The sequence below is a fragment of the Anaeromassilibacillus sp. SJQ-5 genome (assembly GCF_054108045.1).
On the sequence record NZ_JBPJWQ010000001.1, the window covers coordinates 2,813,812 to 2,834,061 of the forward strand.

The 20,250-nt window shown below is 60.7% G+C and carries 12 protein-coding genes; 1 reads left to right on the plus strand and 11 read right to left on the minus strand.

Features of this window, described 5'->3' with window-relative positions; genetic code table 11:
- Positions 1–16 precede the first annotated feature (16 nt).
- Positions 17–3,877, plus strand: coding sequence for a hypothetical protein (locus tag ACSAMM_RS12020; protein ID WP_457791610.1), 3,861 nt, complete (start codon positions 17–19; stop codon positions 3,875–3,877).
- A 105-nt stretch (positions 3,878–3,982) separates the two neighbouring features.
- On the opposite strand, the gene ACSAMM_RS12025 is transcribed toward ACSAMM_RS12020, so the two are convergent.
- The 11 genes from ACSAMM_RS12025 to ACSAMM_RS12075 all read right to left on the minus strand — a co-directional run bounded on the left by ACSAMM_RS12025 (position 3,983) and on the right by ACSAMM_RS12075 (position 19,912).
- Positions 3,983–4,957, minus strand: coding sequence for a helix-turn-helix domain-containing protein (locus ACSAMM_RS12025; RefSeq protein ID WP_178724317.1), 975 nt, complete (start codon positions 4,955–4,957; stop codon positions 3,983–3,985).
- Positions 4,958–5,061: 104 nt separating this feature from the next.
- Positions 5,062–6,594 (minus strand): hypothetical protein, encoded by a 1,533-nt coding sequence (locus tag ACSAMM_RS12030; protein ID WP_457791611.1) that lies wholly within the window; start codon positions 6,592–6,594, stop codon positions 5,062–5,064.
- A gap of 92 nt (positions 6,595–6,686) precedes the next feature.
- Positions 6,687–8,561: a hypothetical protein gene (locus tag ACSAMM_RS12035; protein ID WP_457791612.1), complete on the minus strand. Its 1,875-nt coding sequence runs from the start codon at positions 8,559–8,561 to the stop codon at positions 6,687–6,689.
- A gap of 191 nt (positions 8,562–8,752) precedes the next feature.
- A complete protein-coding gene (locus ACSAMM_RS12040; protein ID WP_178724311.1) occupies positions 8,753–9,682 on the minus strand; it encodes an ABC transporter permease subunit in 930 nt (309 codons plus the stop codon).
- Positions 9,683–9,694: 12 nt separating this feature from the next.
- Positions 9,695–10,573: an ABC transporter permease subunit gene (locus tag ACSAMM_RS12045; RefSeq protein WP_178724309.1), complete on the minus strand. Its 879-nt coding sequence runs from the start codon at positions 10,571–10,573 to the stop codon at positions 9,695–9,697.
- A complete protein-coding gene (locus tag ACSAMM_RS12050; protein WP_457791613.1) occupies positions 10,570–12,813 on the minus strand; it encodes a DUF5696 domain-containing protein in 2,244 nt (747 codons plus the stop codon). Before ACSAMM_RS12050 ends, ACSAMM_RS12045 begins: the two co-directional genes overlap by 4 nt.
- A 13-nt stretch (positions 12,814–12,826) precedes the next feature.
- On the minus strand, positions 12,827–13,480 hold the full coding sequence (locus tag ACSAMM_RS12055; RefSeq protein ID WP_178723825.1) for a YIP1 family protein: 654 nt from the start codon (positions 13,478–13,480) through the stop codon (positions 12,827–12,829).
- Positions 13,477–14,913 carry a hypothetical protein gene (locus tag ACSAMM_RS12060; RefSeq protein WP_178723827.1) on the minus strand — a complete coding sequence of 479 codons (1,437 nt, stop codon included), beginning with the start codon at positions 14,911–14,913 and terminating at the stop codon, positions 13,477–13,479. Before ACSAMM_RS12060 ends, ACSAMM_RS12055 begins: the two co-directional genes overlap by 4 nt.
- Positions 14,914–14,951: 38 nt before the next feature.
- Complete coding sequence (locus ACSAMM_RS12065; RefSeq protein WP_178723829.1) at positions 14,952–15,848, minus strand: ABC transporter permease subunit; 897 nt, start codon at positions 15,846–15,848, stop codon at positions 14,952–14,954.
- A 123-nt stretch (positions 15,849–15,971) separates the two neighbouring features.
- A complete protein-coding gene (locus ACSAMM_RS12070) occupies positions 15,972–16,880 on the minus strand; it encodes a carbohydrate ABC transporter permease (RefSeq protein WP_457791615.1) in 909 nt (302 codons plus the stop codon).
- 80 nt (positions 16,881–16,960) lie between these two features.
- A complete protein-coding gene (locus ACSAMM_RS12075; RefSeq protein ID WP_457791616.1) occupies positions 16,961–19,912 on the minus strand; it encodes an extracellular solute-binding protein in 2,952 nt (983 codons plus the stop codon).
- Between the last annotated feature and the right edge of the window lie 338 nt (positions 19,913–20,250).

A 20,250-nucleotide genomic window follows, 5' to 3' on the forward strand; every position in this document is an offset into this window, starting at 1 on the left:
GAAAGGAAGGATTGCAATGACAAGGCTCAAAAAGGCACTGTCGGTCGTGGCCGCGGCCTCCCTGATGGCCAGCGCCCTGCTGATAGCGCCGCCCTTCGGCTCGGCGGCGGACATCACCGGCGAGGACGGCTACACCTGGAAGGTGGAAGCGGATAACCCGGAGGGCCGGGTGACCGGCTCGGCCGCCGACGGATACACCGTCACGCTGGACAAGGAAAAACAATCGGCTCAGCTGCAGGTTGTGTTCCCGAATCTGCTGGAACAGGCGTTTTCGCTGAACACGAAAATATCCTATTTTGGTGGACAGCTATGGACAGGGATTGAATTCACTTCCGCAGACGGAACGCTCACGAAAAAGCTGGAACTGGTTTCCGAGCCCGGAGCCGGGCAGCCCAATCAGGTCATCTTTTATGCGGAAGGTACGGAAGTGCAGGAGCGGGTAAATTATGCCCACATTTTCCAGACGGATGACACCCCCCGCCCTGTGGGGTTGTCCTTTGTCCAGAAAAATGGCCACTGGTATTTGAAGCTTACCTGCGCGTCGGGTATGGAGATCGTGCTGGACGGTGCGGGCGGAAAATTCAACTTTGACGACTTTGTCGGCAAAGGCGCCCGGATCACCCTGTTGGGGCGGGCCAACGCCACCGTGGTTTATACCTTTACCAGCCAATTTCTGCAAAACCTGAATAAGACCGGCGAATGGAAGGTCACCGCGCCGGGCAAGGCCCCGGAGGTCACGGGCAGCGCGGCGGAGGGGTACCGCTTCACCCTATCCTCCAACGCTTCCATGGCGCAATTCAATTACGGCTTTACGGACATCACCAAGGAAGAGCTGGTTTATGCGCCGGTTCTCAGTAAGGAATTTATGGAAGCGCGCACCTCCAACTTTACTTCGGTGCTGTCCTTCTCCACCAACCCGGACGCGGCGATGAATCCTGCCGGACAGGACGACGTGATTCAAATCCGGCCCACATACGTAGCCGGCTCGAAAAATGTCCACCGCGTAGCCAACATGCCCAGCGGTCCCTCCCCCACGCTGGATGCCTGGGGCTGCGGATATTTCGGTATCGATGATAACTTCAATCCGATTTACGATCCCAAAAAAGGCGGCAACGTCATCAGCTTTGTCAACGAACCCGGTATCGACGGGCAGAATCACTGGTATTTAAAAATTTTTGTTCCCCGCGTGGGAGGCTGGACGGCGAAAATCAAGGCCAGCGGCACCCCCACCGCCGAACAGCTGGCGCAGGACGCGCATCTGCAGTTTGACCGCTTTGTCGGCAAACCGGTTTACGTCTCCTTCGGCGCCGATTCCTCCGCCACCTCCATTTCCTACTGGGTGAAAAGCGAGACGGCGGCCAAGGCGGCAGCCGACAACGCGGCGGCTATCGGCGAAGCCGGTACAGCCATCGATAGCCTGCCCGAGACGGACGCCCTCGCCCTGACGGATAAGGCGGCGCTGACGGCCGCCGCCGGCAAAGTCGACGCCCTAGGAGCCAGCCGGGTGTTCCTGAAAAACGCGCAGCTGGTCAAGCTCGCGGCGCTGGAAAGCCGGATGGCGGAACTGGAAATCCAGAAGCAGGTCGACGATGTGCAAGCCCTCATTGACGCCATTCCCGTCACCGCCGACGAATTGACCGCCGAGAACTACGCCACGTATAAGCAGGTCATTGTCGACGCCCAGACGGCCTACAGCGCGCTTGGCGATCTGGCCGCCCGGGTGGATGAGGCCAAAGCCGCCAAGCTGGCGGCTCTGTCCCAGAAGCTGAGCGATTTGGACGCGGCCTATCAGGCCAACAAGCAGGCGGCCGAGGCCTTTGACGCCACAGTGACCGCCTTGGGTAAGCCAGAGGATATTACCGTAGCCAATTACACCGCCAAGAAGGCCGCCGCCGAGGCCGCCCGCGCCGCTTACAGCGCGCTGACCCCCGAGGTGTCCGCGCTGGTGAATCCTCTGAGCCTGACCGCTTTGAAGGCCGTGGAGGACCGGCTGCCCGCCGTCAAAAAGGCAGTGGACGCCGACGCGGCCATCAAGGCGCTGCCCGCCGCTGACGCCGTCACCCTGCAGAACGAGGAAGCCATCCAGGCCGCCCGCGCCGCTTACGACGCCTTGGAGGCGGACAAGAGCCTGATCGCCGCCGAGACCCTTCAGCGCCTCACAGACGCTGAAGCGCGGATTCCGCAGCTGAAGGCCGACGCGGCCGCGGCGCTGATTGGCGCGCTGCCGGCCCCCGGCGCCATCACCCTGCAGGACGAAGCGGCGGTCAAGGCCGCCCGCGCCGCCTATAACGCGCTGCCGGATAAAGCCTTGGTGGCCGCCGAGACCCTGAAAAAGCTGACCGACGCCGAGGCGAAAATTGCCGAGCTGAAGCTGGACGCGGCGGGCGACTGGTATGTCAACGACGACGACAAGGTCAAATACACCGGCAGCGAGGCCGAGGGCTGGCAGTTCGAGGACTGCCGCGGAAAAGGCTCGCTCTGGGCCACCACCACCAAGGACTACGACATGACCAAGGACGTCATCACCTGGGCGGGGGCCACCGCCGGAGACAGCGGATGGTTCACCCTGTCCCTAACCACCGATCCGAACACCGGCCTATATCCGGCGCCGGGCGCGAAGAACGGCCTGTTCTTTATCTTAACGCCCCAGGCGGGCAACACCCTAATCGTCCAGTGCTGGACGCAGGTGGGCGACAAGATGGAGGCGGTGACCATCGCCAGCGACGACCCCGCCAGCCTGGAAAACGGCAAGCTGACCAATTTCAACCTGGACGGCACCCACACCTATTCCTTTGTCAAGCAGGACGGCCATTGGTATCTGAAAATCGACAGCCATCTGTTCACCGGCCGCGCCTTCGACAACTTCGACGCGTATATGGAGGCCAACGCCGCGAAAACCAAGGTGCGCATCGGCGGCAACAACGGCTTCCGCACCAATGGCATCCAGATCGCCAACATGGAGCAGAGCGGCGACTGGTGGTTCTCGGTGCTTATGGGCTCCGCCACCGAGGGCAGCGCGGAGGACGGCTACAAGCTGAGTGTGCCGGCCGGCGCGTATGCGCAGTACAACCTGCCCATCAAGAACCTGGAAAACAATCCGGTCTACATCAACTTCAACGCCAATCTGGAGGGCAAAACCAACTGGGCGCCGGAATTCGCCTTTGTCACCGGGCCCAACGTCGATCGCAAGCCGACACCCGGCCAGGGCGTGGCCATCCGGCTGGTGGATAAGCCCGAAGCCGATCCCGGCAACACCCACATTCTGGCCTGGGCCGGAACGGAATGGAAAACGCTGACGGCGGTGCCCGCCTGCGGCGGCAAGGATCTGACCATCTCGGTCATCGAAGACGGGGTACAGGGCCACTGGTATCTCCAGGTGGCGGGCAAGATCCTTTCCTCCTCCGACCCCGAAATCGACAAATACCTGCAGATGGACAACATGGTGAAGGGCAAGGACGCCTACTTCCGGGTGGCCTCCGCCTCCGAGAACGGCATCAACCCCACCGTCGCTTTCGTTGAGAAAAAGGCTGAAGAGCCTGAGGAAACCGCCACCGATAAGTTCCTGGCGCTGCTCAACGAGCATTACGACGCCGCTTCGGCGGGCGACAAGGACGCCCTGACCCTGTTGGCCAAGGCCTGGAACGCGCTGGACTACTTCACCCAGATGGATGTGGAGGCCCGGCTGCTGGACACCGATGAGGGCGCTTACGAACTGCTGCAAATCATCAAGGCCTACACGGTGGACGACGAGACCAGTTCCGGCGGGAACGACGACGAAAACAGTATTCCCGACACCGGTTCGGCCCTGCCTGCGGCGGTGCTGCTGCTCACGGCCCTGTCGGCTGGGACGCTGCTTCTGCTGCGGAAACGGAAATAACCAAAAAATCACCCGGCCCCGGAGGACGTCCTCCGGGGCCGGGTGATATTTCTATGCGTAAAAAAGAGCCGCCGTTTTGAAGGAACGGCGGCCCCTACGAGAGGTTTAGGCTTCCTCCGCGCTGCCGAAGAACTGGGCGCGGAACTGGTTGGGCGAGATACCCGTGTGCTTTTTGAAGATGCGGGAGAAGTTATTGGCGTTGCCGAAGCCGCATTCCTGGGCAATCTCCTTGACCGCCCGCCCCTGGGCGAGCATGTTCTTGGACTTATTCAGCCGGTATTTCACCAGGTAATCATACGGAGAGGTGCCGTAATAATCCTTAAACAGCCGGGTGAAGTAGAACACCGATACAAACTCGTTTTTCGCCAGGTCGTTGATATTGATTTTCTCCATATAATGGCCGCGCATATATTTGGCGGCTTTTTCGATAAGCTCCATATGGGGCCGGATAATGGCCGCCTGGGAGCGGAGTTGGATCATTTCGGTCAGCATGTTGGACACGTGATTGGACAAAATGTAGGGGGAATTGGCGCTGAAATGCCGCATCTCCCAGAAAATCTCGTCAATGCGCCGCTCGATATCGCTTTCGGGGAAGGCGATGAAGCCCAGGGCCTTGTCCGCTACCCGGCGGGATTTCTCGTCCACCTCGAAATGGATATGCTTATAGTCCCAGCATTCCCCTTTGGGCACCCGGTAGACGTGGGGCGCCCGGCAGTCCATCAGCAGCACGGTACCCTTGGTGCAGTCATACCGGTGGCTGCCGGTCTCCACCTGGCAGTGGCCCGAGCAGGTCAGGATCAGCTGGTAGCTGTCCAGCTGGCTGCGGCGGGTAAAATACTTATCCCCCACCTCATAATGGGCGCCGCCGGTGACGGAGAAGGGCATCGCCATTTCTTCCTCGCCCGGCGTATGGAACAGCACCGGGTTTTCGCCGCCGGTCCCCTGCAGCTGGCGCACCTGCTCCATAATGTTATAGGTATCCCCGTCGTCGCAGAACAGAAAATCGATCCGCTTGTAATCCATGCAGAATGCAGTCGTTACCGTCTCTGGCATCAGGTTCACCCCTCGGCGTTGTTCCATGGTCTACCCCCATTATACGCCATACGGCACATTTTGCAAGTGCAAAACCGGCCGGTTTGGTTTATATTCCCGTAAAAGGCCCGTTAAATTCTGGATATTTGCTCTCATTCAAAATACACATAGGGCCGATCTTGCTCGGCAATTTGGAAATTAGCCGGGCAGAGACGGCAGTTGTTGAACCGGATATCTTCCAGATGATAGGGCCGGGCGCCGCCGTCCCCCTGCCGTTGGCTTTCCAGATGGAAGTACAGCGCCTCCTCGTCGTCGCAGACAAAGCGGCAGCCGGTGAAATGCACCCCCTGCGGCACCGGGCCCTCATAGGGGGAAAACAGGTCGATCCACATCCGGGCCACGTAGAAATAGCTGTTCCGGATTTCGATGGGACCCCGAAAGCGGAAGGTGCCCCGGAAGTCGCAGCCCTCGATGACCGAGCCGGGCGCCACCATGGAATCGAAGCAGGCCTTCACGTGCTCGCCCGCCCGCACGCCGGGCAGCGGCTCGGTTAGCAGGATCCGGTTATGCTCCCCCTCCTGCCGGATGACCCGGCGCACGGCGGTGGAGCCGATGAGCGCGCCGGTATCCTCGTTGATAACGGTCAGGGTATCGCCGGGCTTCAGTGGGACGTAGGGGCCGTGGGTCTCCCCCCACAGAAGGTCGATGTCGTCGTCGGCATACACATCCTGCACGTTCAGCATGGAGGCGGAGATGTTGAAAATATCATCAAACAGGCCGCTGGCCCGGCAGTCTTCCCAGATATACCGGCCTCGGTTTTCCTTGACGTGGAACCCGTCCCGCCAGCCCACGATAGGCAGATCCGAGCCCGGCCGCGGCTCTATATGCACCCGCTGGAAGCGGATCTCCCCCTCGTTACGGAACAGGGCGAACATAAAGCGGGCGGCGCTCCAGATCCGGCAGTCCCGCATCTGAAAATCGGTGTTGCCCACAATGGAGAAGGCCCGTTCGATCCGGTGACCGATGCCCGGCATGGGCAGGATGATCCGCGTGGATTCCAGCAAATCCAGACGCGACATGGTGGCCGCGTCCTCTTTTTTGAACCGCACCCGGTACCGGTTGGCGGCCGCGTCCAGCGTGTCGTAGCCGTCCAGGAACATGTGCCACCGGCCGTCGGGCCGATCCAGTACCCCGAATAGGCCGAAGGGCCGCCCGTCGTGGGAGCCCTCGATGCCGAGGCTCCGGTCGGTCACCACCTCCGCGCAGCCCGCTTCCCGGTCGACAGCCAGGGTGCGCGCGCCGGCGAAAGGCTGGACGCGGTAGTCGAAATTCAGCCCCTCCAGCGTCACCCGCTCGGTATTGTTGATGTTGCAGTAAAACAGGGGCGCCTCCAGCAGCAGGGTCGTGTTATTTCCCCGGATGGTCAGGCCCCGAACCCCGTCCAGGGCGATGGCCGCCGTCTTATCCTCTCCGGCCGCGCTGGCCATGGCGCCGGAGGCACCGCAGTCCGTCGCGGCGGCAGTCCCCCGCCGCGCGAGATAATACACGCCGTCCTTCTTCAGCTCCAGGATGCTGTCCGGCACGGCGGCAGCCGCATCCAGGGCCTGCCAGAAGGCCGCCGCATCGTTGGTGCTCCCGTCGGCCAGCGCGCCGAACGCCTCCGGCCGGAAAATCTGTCTGTCCATACCTCTCCCCGTCTCTTTCTCCCCATGCGCATAAACGCTCCCGCCCCTGCCCGTTCAGGGGTTCAGGGACGGGAGCGTTTTGTCCCGCATGGTTATTTCCCGTTATTCTTCATCCACACGCGATAGCGGTTGTAGGCCTGATTCTCCACCTCGAGCAGCTTATCGACGCCCAGCTTCTTGATGTTGGCGACGTAGCTGGACCAGGCGGAATCGATGTTCTCGCCGCTGATGAACTTGAAGCGCATCTCCGCCGCGTAGGAGGCGTAGCCGCCCAAATCCGCCGCGGTCGCCGCTTCCTGCGCCGTATAGGACAGCTTGGGCAGGACGAGTTTTGGCTTCATGTTCTTGAACATGGCGGTGCCGGCGGCGGTATACTGGGTGTTCGCCTTCTCCTCCGCGGTGGGGTTGCTGCTGGTGTAGGTGGTAAACTTATAGAAATCCTTGCTGTTGTAGTGGGGGATCGGATACCCCGGCGTCATGGTATACGCCCATTCACCGAAGCTTTTGCCCGCGGGCATTTTGGAATAGTTGGGGACATATTTCCCGTTCTTATCATAATTCCAGCAGTTATTGGTACCGGGAGGGCCGTAAAGCGCCACAGTGGTGCCTTCGGTGGAATAGAAGTAATCGGCCAGACGCACGGCGATTTCGGGATATTGGCAGTTCTTGGTGACCACGAACCACTCGGGCCAGATTTTCTCGGTGTCCACATAGGACCAGGTGCTGTCCGCCCCGGCCGGCCCCTTGAGAGGCGGCATGACGGTGTAATGGGCCAGGTAGTTTTCGGCGCTGACGCCCTCGGACCAGCCGGTGGCCGCGAACACGCCCACGGTGGGGATCTTAGCGCTGGTCAGTTGCTTGACGTCCTTGAACTGCTTGCCCCGGAAGTTGTTGTCGAGCAGCTTCTCCTTATACAGATCGGCAAAGTATTTGAGACCGTTTTTATACCCATCGGTAATGGGGGCGTACTCAATCTTGTTGGTTTTCTGGTTGATGTTCAGCCAGTTGAGATAGGTAGACACGCCGAAGGGGCCAAACAGGGAGGGCGGGATGTCGCCGTACGGCACGCCGCAACCGCCGAAGGTCAGGGGGATTTCGTCGTTCTTGTCCCCGTTCTTGTTAGCGTCCTGATCCCGGAAGGCGATCAGCACGTCCCGCAGCTGATCGGTGGTGGTGGGCATGCTTTTGCCCACGTTGGTCAGCCAGGTTTTGTTGATGAACAGCTTGAAGGAGTAATTACTGGGCGAACTCTCGTCGGGATCGTTCACCATGGGGAACATGTAGGTCTTGCCGTCGTCGAAGGTGGTCAGATATTTGGCGGCCGGCACGTCCTCGAACATTTTCTTGACATTGGGGGCGAATTTGTCGACGTACTGCCCGATTTCGATTACCTTCCCCTGCTTGATGAAGGGGCTGTGCAGGGTGGAGGCGGGTGCCATGCCCCAGAACATGTCGGGCATGTTGTTGCTGGCATAGGCGGTGGTCATCTTCTGCCCCACCATATCGGTGGGAGGCACCGACTCAAAGCTCAGCGTGATGTTCATCTTGTCCTTGATGTACTTCACCAGGGGCGAATCGTTGTATTTCGCCAGTCCATTGGCGTGGTCGCGGATCATGATCTTGAAGGTGACCGGATCCTTGGCAATGGGATAGCCGGTGGTGTAACAGTTGTTCACCACCTGGCGGGGACCGGCGGACTGGGAGCTGGTGCCTGGCTTTTTGGTGGCGTTGCCGCCGTTGCTGGGGGTGCCGGAATTCGAGGGGGTGGTGCCGTCGGCGGACACGTCGCTGCCCGGTTCCCCCGAGACGGTATCGTCGCCGCTGGTGGCGGCATCCGCGTCGCTGGACACGGCGGCGGAGGCGTCGGCGCCCGAGCCTTCCGGCGTGGATCCGGCCGGTTCCCGGCTGCAGGCGGCCAGGGACAGGAGCATGGCCGCACAAAGCAGCATGGTCGTGATTCTCTTCATGTCTTCCTCCTTATTTTGCTCTGACGGCGGCGGCGGACAAAACCGGCTCGACGCCCCCGCGGCGGGAATACGTTGGATAAATCCTCCAACTTCGCGCGGTTACCCGATGATTTCCTTATCATTTTAACACAGAATCGCCAGAATAGGAATCGCCTAACTTGCTCAGCACCTGCACAATCTTGCAGGAAGGATTATTCGCCGGTGATGCCGCTGCGCTCCACGCCCTGGATAAACTGCTTTTGCAGGAACATGTAGGCAAGAAAGACCGGCAGCACCACCAGAACGGTGGCCGCCATGCCCACGGCCTCGGTATACACGTCCCCGAGGCCCCCGGCGCCGGACATGTCCAGGCTGCCGCCGCCGTTCATAATGGTGTAAATGCCGGGCAGCATCATGGGCAGGAGCTTCTTATCCGGATGGATGAACAGAGTGGGCTCGAAATAGTCGTTCCAATGCCAGACCAGGCTGAGCACCAGACAGACCATGACGGAGGAGCGGGAGGCCGGCAGGGCGATGCGGAAATAGGTGCTGAAAAAGCCGCAGCCGTCGATGTTGGCCGCCTCCTCCAGGGAGCGGGGCAGGGAGAGATAAAACTGCCGGAACAGGAAGATGAACAGCCCGCCCTTGAGCCCCAAGCCCAGCCAGGTGGGCAGGATGAGGGGCAGCATGGTGTTGGTGATGCCGATACCGGCGTATATCATGTATAGCGGGGTGACGATGGTCTGGGGCGGGACGATGATGGCCAGCAGCAGGAAAATGAACAGCACCCCTTTGCCCCGGAACTCGAACCGGGCGAACCCGTAGCCCACCAGCGAGCAGGCAATCAGATGCCCCAAGGTGCAGACCACCACCAGGAACACGGTGCGCAGCAGGGTGACCGGATATTGCAGGGCCTCCCAGGACAGGGCGTAGTTGTGCACATACACCTGGTTGACCAGCCAGTTCACTGTCACGTCCATCACGTCCTCCGGGGACTTGATGGACGTGATGAGCATGTACAGAAAGGGATAGAGGAAGACGAACATCAAATCCAGCAAAAAGACATACATGACCAACCGCACGACGCGCTTGGCGGTGAACACCCGCCGCAGGGTGCGGACAGCCGCGGTTTTATCCGACATAGCCGCTTCCTCCTATCCTCTCTTATTGTCGGCCGCCCGGTTCACAAAGGGCCGGAAGACCAGGAACACCGCCAGCACCAGCAGCAGGATGAACGCGAAGTAAATCCAGCCCAGGGCCGCCGAATACTCGAACTGAATGGGGGTGCTGTTGAACGCCTTGGCCACGATATAGTCGACGATGCCTCCGCTGTCGGTCATAGACACCACGATGGTGTACACCGTATTGAGCAGCAGGATGGGGGACATCATGGGCAGGGTGATTTTCCAGAACATTTCCCACTCGGTGGCGCCGTCCACCCGGCCGGATTCGTACAGGGAGGCCGAAATGCCCTGCAGCCCCGCGAGGGCGATGATAATCTGCACACCGGATTTCCACATAACCATGGTGATCCGGTTGAAAAACTCCAGGATATAGCCGGTGACGTCGGGGCCGAGATACCCCTGCACCTGCGGCGGCAGCAGAATACCCCGCGCCACCTCCATGGCCTGCTGATCCACGTTCTGCCCGAGGATCTGCTCCATGACGAAGCCGGTGCCCAGCAGAACAGGCAGGAAAAATATGGTGCGGAAAAAGCCGCGGGCCTTGATGTCCCGGCTGAGCATGATGGCAATCAGCAGGGACACAATGAGGATCATGGGGGTATTGATGAGGGTATCCTTGACCACGGCCAGAAATTTGGGCACAAACTCAATGTCCGAGACAAAGGCCTTTTGGTAATGGGCCCAGCCGGCGAAGGAGGCCCCCTGCCAGCCGTTGTTTTTCAGGCGGATGAAGCTGAGCACCAGAGAATATCCCAGGGGGAACACCAGAAGCACCAGGCCGCCCAGCACCCAGGGGGAGACAAAGCACCACCCGGCCAGGCTCCGGCGCTGTTTCATGTTCAGTTTCATGGCGTCCCTCCTGCCCCGATCACGACGTAGTCCATAGCCGGGATGGTCTGCCCGTCCGCCTGGGCGGCGCTGTCGCCGTAGTTGATGTACGTGCGGCTGCCGTCGCCGTAGGTCAGGCGCACCACATCGGCGCTCAGCCGGTCGTGCCGCTCGATGGTCTGGTTCCACACGCCGGACAGCCGCTGGTTAAACTCCTGATAAACGGCGGTCATGGCCTCCTTCCAGGCAGTGTACTGGGAGGAGAAAATCCGGTTGTAGCTGGTTTCCTTCAGCCGGATGGGGTTTTCATGGGTGATGAGGAAATGGGGGATGCTCCCCGTTTCCACCCAGCGCAGCTTCTGGTAGGCGTCGTTGTAGGACAGGTTGCCCGCCAGCGAGCTGTAGTCCACACAGCCGTGCACCACCATCTGATAGAAAGGCACGGCGGCGCTGTTCTGATAATAGCCGGAATCCTTATCCGGGATATCGTACAGGCGGGTGGCGTAGGGCAGAACATAGGCATTGCCGCCCCCTACCGCCAGATTCTTCCGCTTGCCGGCCAGAACCGCCAGGTTCTCGCGGTAGGCCTCCACCGCCGCCTTGCGGTCGGTGTAGGCGTTCCGCTGCACGTCGGGCACGGCCACGCTCCCCACCGAGAGAAGATGGAGGGAAATCCGGCTGTCCAGCCCGTCCAGTGCCTTATCCAGACTGCCGCGCAGGGTGCGGGCTGGGTTGAGCAGGTACAGCTCTTCCTCCTTGTCGGTAATCAGCTTGCCCAGCCGGTCGCGGATGGTGTCTTTTTTGGCGTTGAATTTTCCCACCCCGTCGCGGGCGTAGAGGAAATCCATGTTGGCGAACAGGTTCACCCCGCCCTCGGCGCAGGCGACGGCCAGCGAGCTCAGGCCGCTGCTGCCGCCCAGCTTGCCCTCCGCCTTCGGCCGGGTGGGCAGCATATCGTAGCCGCCCTGGCACCAGCCGGACAGGGACACCTCCAGACGGTTCACCCCCGCCTGCCGCAAATCCCCGAGAATCGACTCCGCCTGGGAGAAGGAGGTCAGCGTCTCCATCTTCTTGGTGAAAAAGCCGTTGGAGGGGATGCCCATGAAAAATTCCACCGACAGGGGCACGCCGTCCCCGGCCGCCCTCTTTTTGAGCACGCCGGTCTCCATGAGGTAGCCCCGGTAGGCCGCCGCCATGTCGGAATAGGTGTTGGCCGTCCCGCCGAGCAGGAAATATTTGACGGTGCGATCGCCGGCCGTCCGGTCGGGAATCAGCTCGCTGAGGGTTTTGGTGTCGAACACATTGCCCGTGAAATTGTATTCCACCGTCGCATATTTCCGATAATCGAACTGAAAATACGCCCGGTAAACCTTATCCATGGCCATGTGGAGAGTGGCGGTCTCCTCCCCTGCCGTCACCGCGGCCAGGAACCCGCCGCTGGTGTGTTTGATACCGAACACCGGCAGCATCAGGTTTTGAATATCCTGCTCGCGGTTCTGCTCGAGCAGGTCGAGATCCGCGTCCGCCGGGCCGTACAGGGGGTAGGAATAGGCCTCGGAGGTGGGCAGCGGATAGGGCTTGATATCGATGAGGGCGCCGCTGCCGTCGGGGTAGAAGATGTAGCCGTCCTCCTGCCCGCCGGCCGCGCCGAAGGCGGGCAGAGGCGTGACATACACAAGCCGGCCCTCCCCGGTTTCCCGCACCGCGTCGTCCGGCAGGGAGCAGTTGAAGCCCTCCTTGTCGATCCACATGTCCAGCGCGAAGGACACCCCTGTGTCCTTCACCTCCACGGTCAGCGTCACCCGGCCATCTCCATAAGCGGGAGACAGGGTAAAGCCCTCCGTGGCGGCGGAGGTCAGCGTCAGGGTGGTAATGACCCCCTCCTTATCCGCCACGCCCACCTCCAGCAGGGCGGTTTTCACTGCCGGGGTCATGCCGGTGGTGTCCATAGTATCGGGATGGACCGCGGTGCTCCACAGCTTGCCCTCCCGCTTGTCGAGGATGTAGGCGTCGGCTCCCTCCTCGTGATAGTAAAACGCGAAGTTCTCGTTCTCCCCCGCCAGATGCATCTGCTCCAGGGGCGGCACCGGCACCTCGGTCTCGCTGCCGCCGGAGATGAGGCTGTTGAAATAGTCCTCCCAGGTGGCGAACCCGTCGGGGGGCGGATTGTCGTCGTTTTCCGCCCTAGTAAAGCCCGCGGCCCCCGCCGCTAGCAGGGCGGCGGTCAGCAGCACGGAAAGCCATCGTTTCAGTCGTCGCATGTCCCCGCCCTCCTTATGTGAAAAATTTCAGTTGGATTTCCCCGCCGATGCCGGTGAAAAAGGTGACGAACTGCACCGTCAGGGAGAACAGCAGCAGGCAGACCGCCCACAGGACGATGACCGCCGCCGCCGACAAAACGGCCACCCCCACGGTTTTCTTCAGGCTGTAGTCGTTGAGCCGCTGCAGCGCCAGCAGCAGCAGCAGGAGCACCCACAGCAGAACGATAACCCGCAGCGCCCGGTATACCCCTGCTTCCCCGCTTCCGAGCAGGTTGGAGGAAAGGGCCATCAGGGGGGTGAGCACAATATAGGGCACCAGCGCATAGGCGGAGGCGACCAGGCTTTCGAGAAAGGTGCTTTCCCCGCTGGTGATGGCGGTCATCAGGTAACTGCCCACCACCCAGCTGAACAGAGGCACGATCACCATCGCCGCCTCCAGCAGGAGACTTGCGTCGGCAGGATTTTTGGATTCCAGCGGAAAATGCACCAGAAAAATGTACGCGTAGTTCACCAGGAAGGCCAGCAGGTACAGCACCGGCACCACCCAGAGGCGGGCCTGCTTTTTCTCCCGCTTGATGATATCCATGCAGTCCAGCGGATGAAACACAATGAGGAGCATTTTACCCGCCACGCTGTTTTCTCCCAGTCTCAGCAGCCTGCCTCTCATGAGCGATCACCTCCGCTGAAATACCGGCGCACATACCGATCCGCGCCGGCTTTGAGCCGCCATACCAGCAGGATAATCCCCACCGCCAACACGGCCGCCGCCAGCACGACCCAGCCAAAATACGCCCGGAATTTCTGATACCGGTACTCGGCGAACGCCTCGCCGTAGCCGTCCTTGCTGTCCGCCAGCTCGTAATAGGCCATGGCCTCCTCCATCTTCCCGTCCTTGTACAGGGCCTGGGCGATGCCCCGGTTGGCCACCGGATAGTTGACGTCGATGCGCAGCACCTGGTTCCATTTATCATAAGCGCCGGTGTAATCGCCGCTCTCATAGGCGGCCACCGCGCCCGCCACGTTGTCCATAAAGTCGGTGCGGGCGAACCGGTGGATATAGCCGGTGGCCCCGTCCAGCACGAACACATCCCCCGCGCTGTTCACATCCAGCGCCTTGGGCGCCTGGAACCGGCCCTTCACCTTGCCCTCCCCGCCGAACACCGCTAGCAGGTTGCCTTCCGGGTCGTAGGCGTATACCTGGGAGGAATACCCCTCCAGTACATACACCAGCCCGCCGGCCCCCACCGCCACGTCGATGAAGCGGGGATTGTTGTAGACGTTGGTATGCTCGTTAAAATAGGTTTCGCCATAGGCCTTCTCCGGGAAAATGTTTTTGCCCACGGCGTTGATTTTCCGGATTTGGCCGCTGGTCTTCCCCTCCACCGTGGTGGCGTAAACCATGCCGTCGTCCCCGATGTCGAAGGAATTGTAGGCCGGAGGCTCCTCCTTGAGCAGCTTGCTCTGCTGCTCCCGCGAGGCGAACATCCGTATCAGGATCCGGGTCAGGCTGAAGCCCAGCTCGTTGGCGCCCACATAGCCCTTGAACGCGTTTTCCGCGTCGATGGTCATGAAATGCTGGCCCTTGATGAGATAAATATATCCCTGGGGGCTGATGCCCAGCCGCCCCACCTGGAAATCCATGCTTTCCTCCAGCATGTCGGACTGGGGCTTGACGAATTCCTCGATAAAGCCGTCGACCGGATCGAGATGAACGATCCGCTCGTTCTGGGTGTCCCCGACGTACACGTCCCCGTCCTCGTCCACATACACCCCTTCCGGCGCGTTCAGCCGGCCCGCGTCGGTATAGCTGCGTACGAACCGCCCGTCCTTATCCAGCTGGACCACGCGGTTGTTGCCGGTGTCGGCGATATACACGTTGTCCTGGCTGTCAATATAGAGATCCGACGGCTTGTTCAGGCTGCCGCCCTGAGGCCCCAGATACCCGACCACGGTCTCAATTTGATGGGTCACAGGGGTGGGGATCCGGGTTTTGCCGTCGGTATCCAGCACGTAATCCATGGTGCCCAGCGCCTGCGCGCCGCCTCCAAGCAGGAGAGTGAGAGCCGAAGCCGCGGCCGCCGCCCGCCATGTTCTTCTCAAGAGTACCAGTCCTTTCCAGCCGCCTGTCCGTGGGGCGGCTACGCCTTGATGCCGGAATGGGCCATGGTGGACAGCACGCGGCCCTGCATCACGGTATACACGATAATGGTGGGCAGGGTCATTACCAGGGTGGAGGCCGCCATGGCCCCCGCCGTGGCCAGCGCCGCCGCCCCCGGGCCGCCCGCGATGGTCTGCACCGCCAGGGGCAGGGTTTTCAGCGAGGTTTTCGTGATGAACACCAACGGGCTGAAATAGTCGTTCCAGTTGCTCACGAAGGAGAAAACCACCAGGGTGGCCCAGGCGGGCTTGATGTACGGCATGACGATTTTCCAGAACAGGGCCCATTCGCTGGCCCCGTCCAGCCGCGCCGCCTCCAGGTACGCGTCCGGCATCTGCTCCAGGAACTGCTTGACCAGGAAGATGTTGAACGCCACCGCGATCTTCGGCACGATGAGCGCCCAATAGGTATCGATAAGCCCCAGGGTTTTCACCACCATGTAGTTGGGGATCTGAGTGACATGAGGGGAAAACATGAGGGCCACCAGGATGAGGTTGAAGATGAAATCCCCGCCCCGGGGCCGGTGCTTGACCAGCCCGTAAGCCGCCATGCAGGACACCAGCACCGTGAGGATCACCGTCACCGTCGCGGTGAAGAGACTGTTGAATATGTAGCGGGAGAAGGGCACCGCCGAGCTGTCCAGGGCGCTGAACAGGCTGGCCATATTGTTCAGCGTCGGCTTACTGGTAAAGAAGCGCGGCGGGAACAGATACAGCTCATCGATAGGCTTGAAGGCAGTGGACACCACATAGACCAGGGGCAGCGCCGTGAAGCAGACCAGCAGCCCCAGGAAAAGAAACAGCACCAGCTTGGGAACGTTGACAAAAAACAGGTGACGTCCGCGGAAACGGACGCTGAAGCCTTTGACGGCTGCCATAGTAAACCGCCTTCCTTTCAGGCACAGATAGAATGGGAAGAACCGTCTTCCGCCATGCGGGGCGGCCGCCGAACGGTTCTGTTCCATCCCGCTTGGGATTTTTCATGCCACAGCACGCCGGCCTCACTGATCCTTGGAGGAGAAGACCTTCATGAACACCCGGCCCAGCACAAAGGTCATCAGGAACAGGATGACCGCCACCGCCGAGGCGTAACCCATGTCGAAGCGGATGAAGGCGTAATCGTACAAATGGGCCACGATGGTGTGAGCCGCGTAGTTGGGGCTGGGCATCCCCGCTACCGACACGGCAATATCGAACACCCCGAAGGCCGCCACCGTGCCGTTGATGGCCCCAAACAGCAGCTGGGGCTTCATCTGCGGCAGGGTGAGATAGAACAGCTCCTGCACGGAATTGCGGATGCCGTCGATCATTCCCGCCTCATAAATTTCCTCGTTGAGCCCCTGCAGGCCGGCCAGAAAGGTAAGGAACCCGGTGCCCATGCCCATCCAAATGGAGATAAACACCACCACGCCCAATATGTACTGGGGATCCAGCGTCCATTTGATAGGCTCGGAAATCAGCCCCATGCGGATGAGCACGTTGTTGATAAGTCCGTAAGAGTCGGAGGAGAAAAAATAGAGCCAGACGGTGCTCATGGCCACCCCGCTCGTGATGGAGGGGGCGTAGAAGGCCAGGGAGAACACATTGCGCAGCTTTTTCAGGTTGCTGATGAGCCACGCCATGATGAAGGAGGCAAAAAAGGAGATCGGGCCGGAAATCACCGCGAACAGCAGGGTGTTTTTCAGGGCGATGAGAAACTCCTTGTCGTCCAAAATCAGCAGCTTGAAATTGGTGATGCCGATGATGTCGGGCGTTTCCATCATATTGTAGTTGGTCAGGCTCAGCGCCAAGGATATCAGCACCGGCACGATGGTGAACAGCGCGAACAGCACCAGGAAGGGGGACATGAACAGATACCCCATTTTGGTGTTGCCATATCGCCTCACCGCTTTCTCTTTTTGGAACGCCACAATACCACATCCCATTTCAAAGTGAAGGCTATCTAGGTGAGCAATGATTTCATCCCGCGCACACGCCGTTAAATCATCCCTTACCTGGCGGAGGAGCTCTCCCGGCGCCGCTTGAGTTCCCGGTTGATGTCCTTAACCGACTCCTCCAGGGAATCCCGGGCGTTTTGGCCCGAGATGACCACCCGGTTGAACGCGTTGTTGATATGACGGCCGGCGAAATACCCGCCGAGCACCACCGGGATCTGCGTCACCTGCTCGAAGGTGCGTTCGATCTGCTTCAAATCGTCCCGGGGCCACGCCATGTCGCCGAAGGCTTCCAGATTGGCGGTGTTCCAGCGGGCGGCCCGGCCGTTCAAGGCCTCGATTTCGCTGCCGAACTGGCGCTGCACGCTGGTGCTCATCCACCATTTGAGGAACTGCCACGCCTCGTCGGGGTGCGCCGACTGGCTGAGAATCATGCCGCTTTCGGCCAGAATCCCGTTGTGAGTCCGGTCAATCGTTCCGTCCTCGCGCCGATGGCCGGGGATAGGGGCCACCCCCCATTTGCCGCCAAGCTCCGGCGCGGCGGCAAGCAGCTGCATATAGGCGGTGAAATCGGTGATGCCAATGGGGATTTCCCCGGTGCGGAAGCGGTTGAAAAAGCTGGCGGACACCGGCACGCCGTAAAGGGTGAACAGCTCGGTGAACTCCCGGAAGGCCTGATAGGCCTCGGGCTGATCGAAGGCGGAGTTCATCAGGTCGTCGCTGTAATACCGGCCGCCCAGCTGGCAGAGGAACATGCCGAAGCTGCTTTCCACCTCGGCCTGATTGGCCGCGGGGATGTAAAACTGCATGTTGTTCTGATAGAGGACGGGGATGATCTTGTCATACAAATCCTCCCACGTCTCGGGCAGACTGAGCCCCAGCTCGGACAGGATATCCTTGCGGTAGAGCAGGGCAGTGAATTTCATGGTTTCCGGCAGGCCGTATATTCCGTCCTGATAGGTCATGGGGATGAACAGCTCAGGCAGGAACCGCTCCCGCACCTCCGCGAATCCCTCCAGCCCGCTGAGATCCACCACGGCGTTGCGCAGGGCGAATTCCCCAATGGAATTGGTGGAGGTGGCCAGCCCCACGTCGGGGGCCCGGCCGGAGGAGATGGCCAGCAGCATGGCGTTGACGCTGCCCGCACCCAGCTGGCCGGCGGGCAGGATGTTCAGGCGGATGCCGATGCCGGTCTTGGGGGTGAAATCCTCATCAGCCATCTGCTTGAGGAGCATTCCCCAGTCCTTGCCCCGGCCGATCCACACGTCGATGGTGGTGTGCACCTCATAGTCGCCGGCGCTTACACCTAGCACGCTGTCGTAATCCTTAAAGAAGGAATTGAAGAAATTGACGGTGGACACCCACAGCCGCTGGAAAACATTGGAGCGGGGGCTGGCCACCTCTCCGTCCCCCGGCACCAGCTCCACCGTGTCCAGCAGCAGCGGATGCTGCTGGAACTGGGTGACCCATTCGCCATAGGTGGTCAGGATGTTGTTGAGATCGTCCAGGCGGCGGGGAATGGTGAAGGGATCCCCGCGCAGCGCCGCGAGCTGGGCGATCATGCTTTCCATCTGGTAGTATTTCGAGGGCCGGTTGCCGGACACCTGCTCCATAATGGTCATGCAGGAACGCATGTTGGCCGCAATTTCGTCCAGGGCGTCCAGCAGGCCGGGGATTTTCTTATCTAGCTCGTAATCGTAATTCACGTCCGGCGTCTGGCCGGTGATCATGGTGATATTCAGCAGCAGCTCGGACAGCCGGAGGGAATCGGCCGTCAGGATCTGGGTGATGGTGTTCAGTTCCCCCTGCTTGACGGTCATGGTCAGGGTATGGGGCCGCCCGGCCTCCAAATAAATATAATAGGGCGTCCCGTTTTCGTCAGCGAGCACCTCGGTGCGCCAGTTCTTGTCGTAGGCGAAGCGGTAGGACTCCCACTCCTTAAAGGGCACCTGGCCGTCCACCTCGATACGCCGGTAGGAGGGCAGGCCCTCGCGGTAGTCCTGCTTAAGCCTCAGGGCCAGCCGGTACAGGCCGCTTTGAGGCACCTCCACCTGCCAGGTGACGGCGCTGTTGCCGCTCTGCCAGGCCGTGCCGCCCAGGACGTTCATCACCACGCTTCCCGTCTTCTGGGGGCTGGTCTTGGGGTCGCCGTCGCTGGTCATGCGCAGGGTGCTGTTGTTTTTGAAGAGGATCCGCTCCCCTTCCGCCTCGAAGGTAATCCCTTTTCCGGCGGGGGTGTAGCCCTTGGCGTCATAGTCCGCCTTGACAGCGGCATAGGCCGGCGGCTCCTCGGGGGCGTACAGCTCGAGATATTCCAGCAGCAGCGGCTCGTCGACCACTGACAAGCGCAGGGTATGGGCTCCCTTTTCCAGGTAGAAGCGGAGCGCGCCGTCATACATGCCCCCCGCGTCGTACAGCGGGGAGACCGTCCATTCCATGGCCTGGACAACGCCAGGCCGCACCTCGTCGCCAATGCTGTTGACCACCGGCTTGCCGTTGTCCTTCCAGCGGCGGTACAGCGGGATATTGGCGCACTCGTCGAAGGGCACCGCCCCGTCGATAGACAGGGCCCGCACCATGTCCGCGCCGTTGTCATCCGCCGCCTTATAGCTCAGGCGCAGGCAATACAGTCCGGAGGCCGGCACTTCCACCGTCCATTCGAGATAGTCGTTATCCTCTTCCCAGAGGACGGCCTGTCGGCCGTCCTCCGTATGCGCCGCGGGCGTCTTGTCCGCCTTGGTGAAGTTGCCGGCCGGCACGCGCACGGGTACCGCCTCGGCCGGGGCGTACCCTTTCTCGGCGTATTCCTTCAGCCGGGCCTGGTAATTGTCCTGCACCTGATAATCGAAGGAGACGCCGTATTCCGCATCGGGCCGCAGCTTATCCGCCAGCGTCTTCGCCCCGGCTCCCCAGCCGGAGGCGGGGATCAGCAGACAGGCGGCGCTGACGACCGCCAGCAGACGGATCCCGCCGGGAGTTCTCTGGCACGTGATCGGCTTTGTCGGCATAATCGTCGCTCCATTTCCGCATAGTAAACCCATCCGGGGTTGTCGAAAAAGCGGGGATTCTCCCCCGTCCCATACCGAGTATAACACATCGGTTTTAAGAGGAACAACCAGCGGAGGGGTTATTACCAAGTTATACACTTTTTTGAGCAAGATCGTGCCTGCGGTTATCAATTCCGCTTTATTCGCTTAAACCGCGGCCTTCACCTGCGAAAAGGAATTTGCTGGATTTCGACTTGTTTTTCAGCCTGTGTACTTGTATTTTAAGGGGTTTCCAACAACTTTTCACAAGTCGTATCAAGGGGTACCCATCCAATCTTGCAGGGGTGTCTATGCAAAAT

Bases quoted from the DNA above. Each gene is read 5' to 3' on its own strand.
- ACSAMM_RS12020 (WP_457791610.1), top strand. From the start codon at position 17: ATGACAAGGCTCAAAAAGGCACTGTCGGTCGTGGCCGCGGCCTCCCTG.
- ACSAMM_RS12025 (WP_178724317.1), bottom strand. From the start codon at position 4,957: ATGGAACAACGCCGAGGGGTGAACCTGATGCCAGAGACGGTAACGACT.
- ACSAMM_RS12030 (WP_457791611.1), bottom strand. From the start codon at position 6,594: ATGGACAGACAGATTTTCCGGCCGGAGGCGTTCGGCGCGCTGGCCGAC.
- ACSAMM_RS12035 (WP_457791612.1), bottom strand. From the start codon at position 8,561: ATGAAGAGAATCACGACCATGCTGCTTTGTGCGGCCATGCTCCTGTCC.
- ACSAMM_RS12040 (WP_178724311.1), bottom strand. From the start codon at position 9,682: ATGTCGGATAAAACCGCGGCTGTCCGCACCCTGCGGCGGGTGTTCACC.
- ACSAMM_RS12045 (WP_178724309.1), bottom strand. From the start codon at position 10,573: ATGAAACTGAACATGAAACAGCGCCGGAGCCTGGCCGGGTGGTGCTTT.
- ACSAMM_RS12050 (WP_457791613.1), bottom strand. From the start codon at position 12,813: ATGCGACGACTGAAACGATGGCTTTCCGTGCTGCTGACCGCCGCCCTG.
- ACSAMM_RS12055 (WP_178723825.1), bottom strand. From the start codon at position 13,480: ATGAGAGGCAGGCTGCTGAGACTGGGAGAAAACAGCGTGGCGGGTAAA.
- ACSAMM_RS12065 (WP_178723829.1), bottom strand. From the start codon at position 15,848: ATGGCAGCCGTCAAAGGCTTCAGCGTCCGTTTCCGCGGACGTCACCTG.
- ACSAMM_RS12075 (WP_457791616.1), bottom strand. From the start codon at position 19,912: ATGCCGACAAAGCCGATCACGTGCCAGAGAACTCCCGGCGGGATCCGT.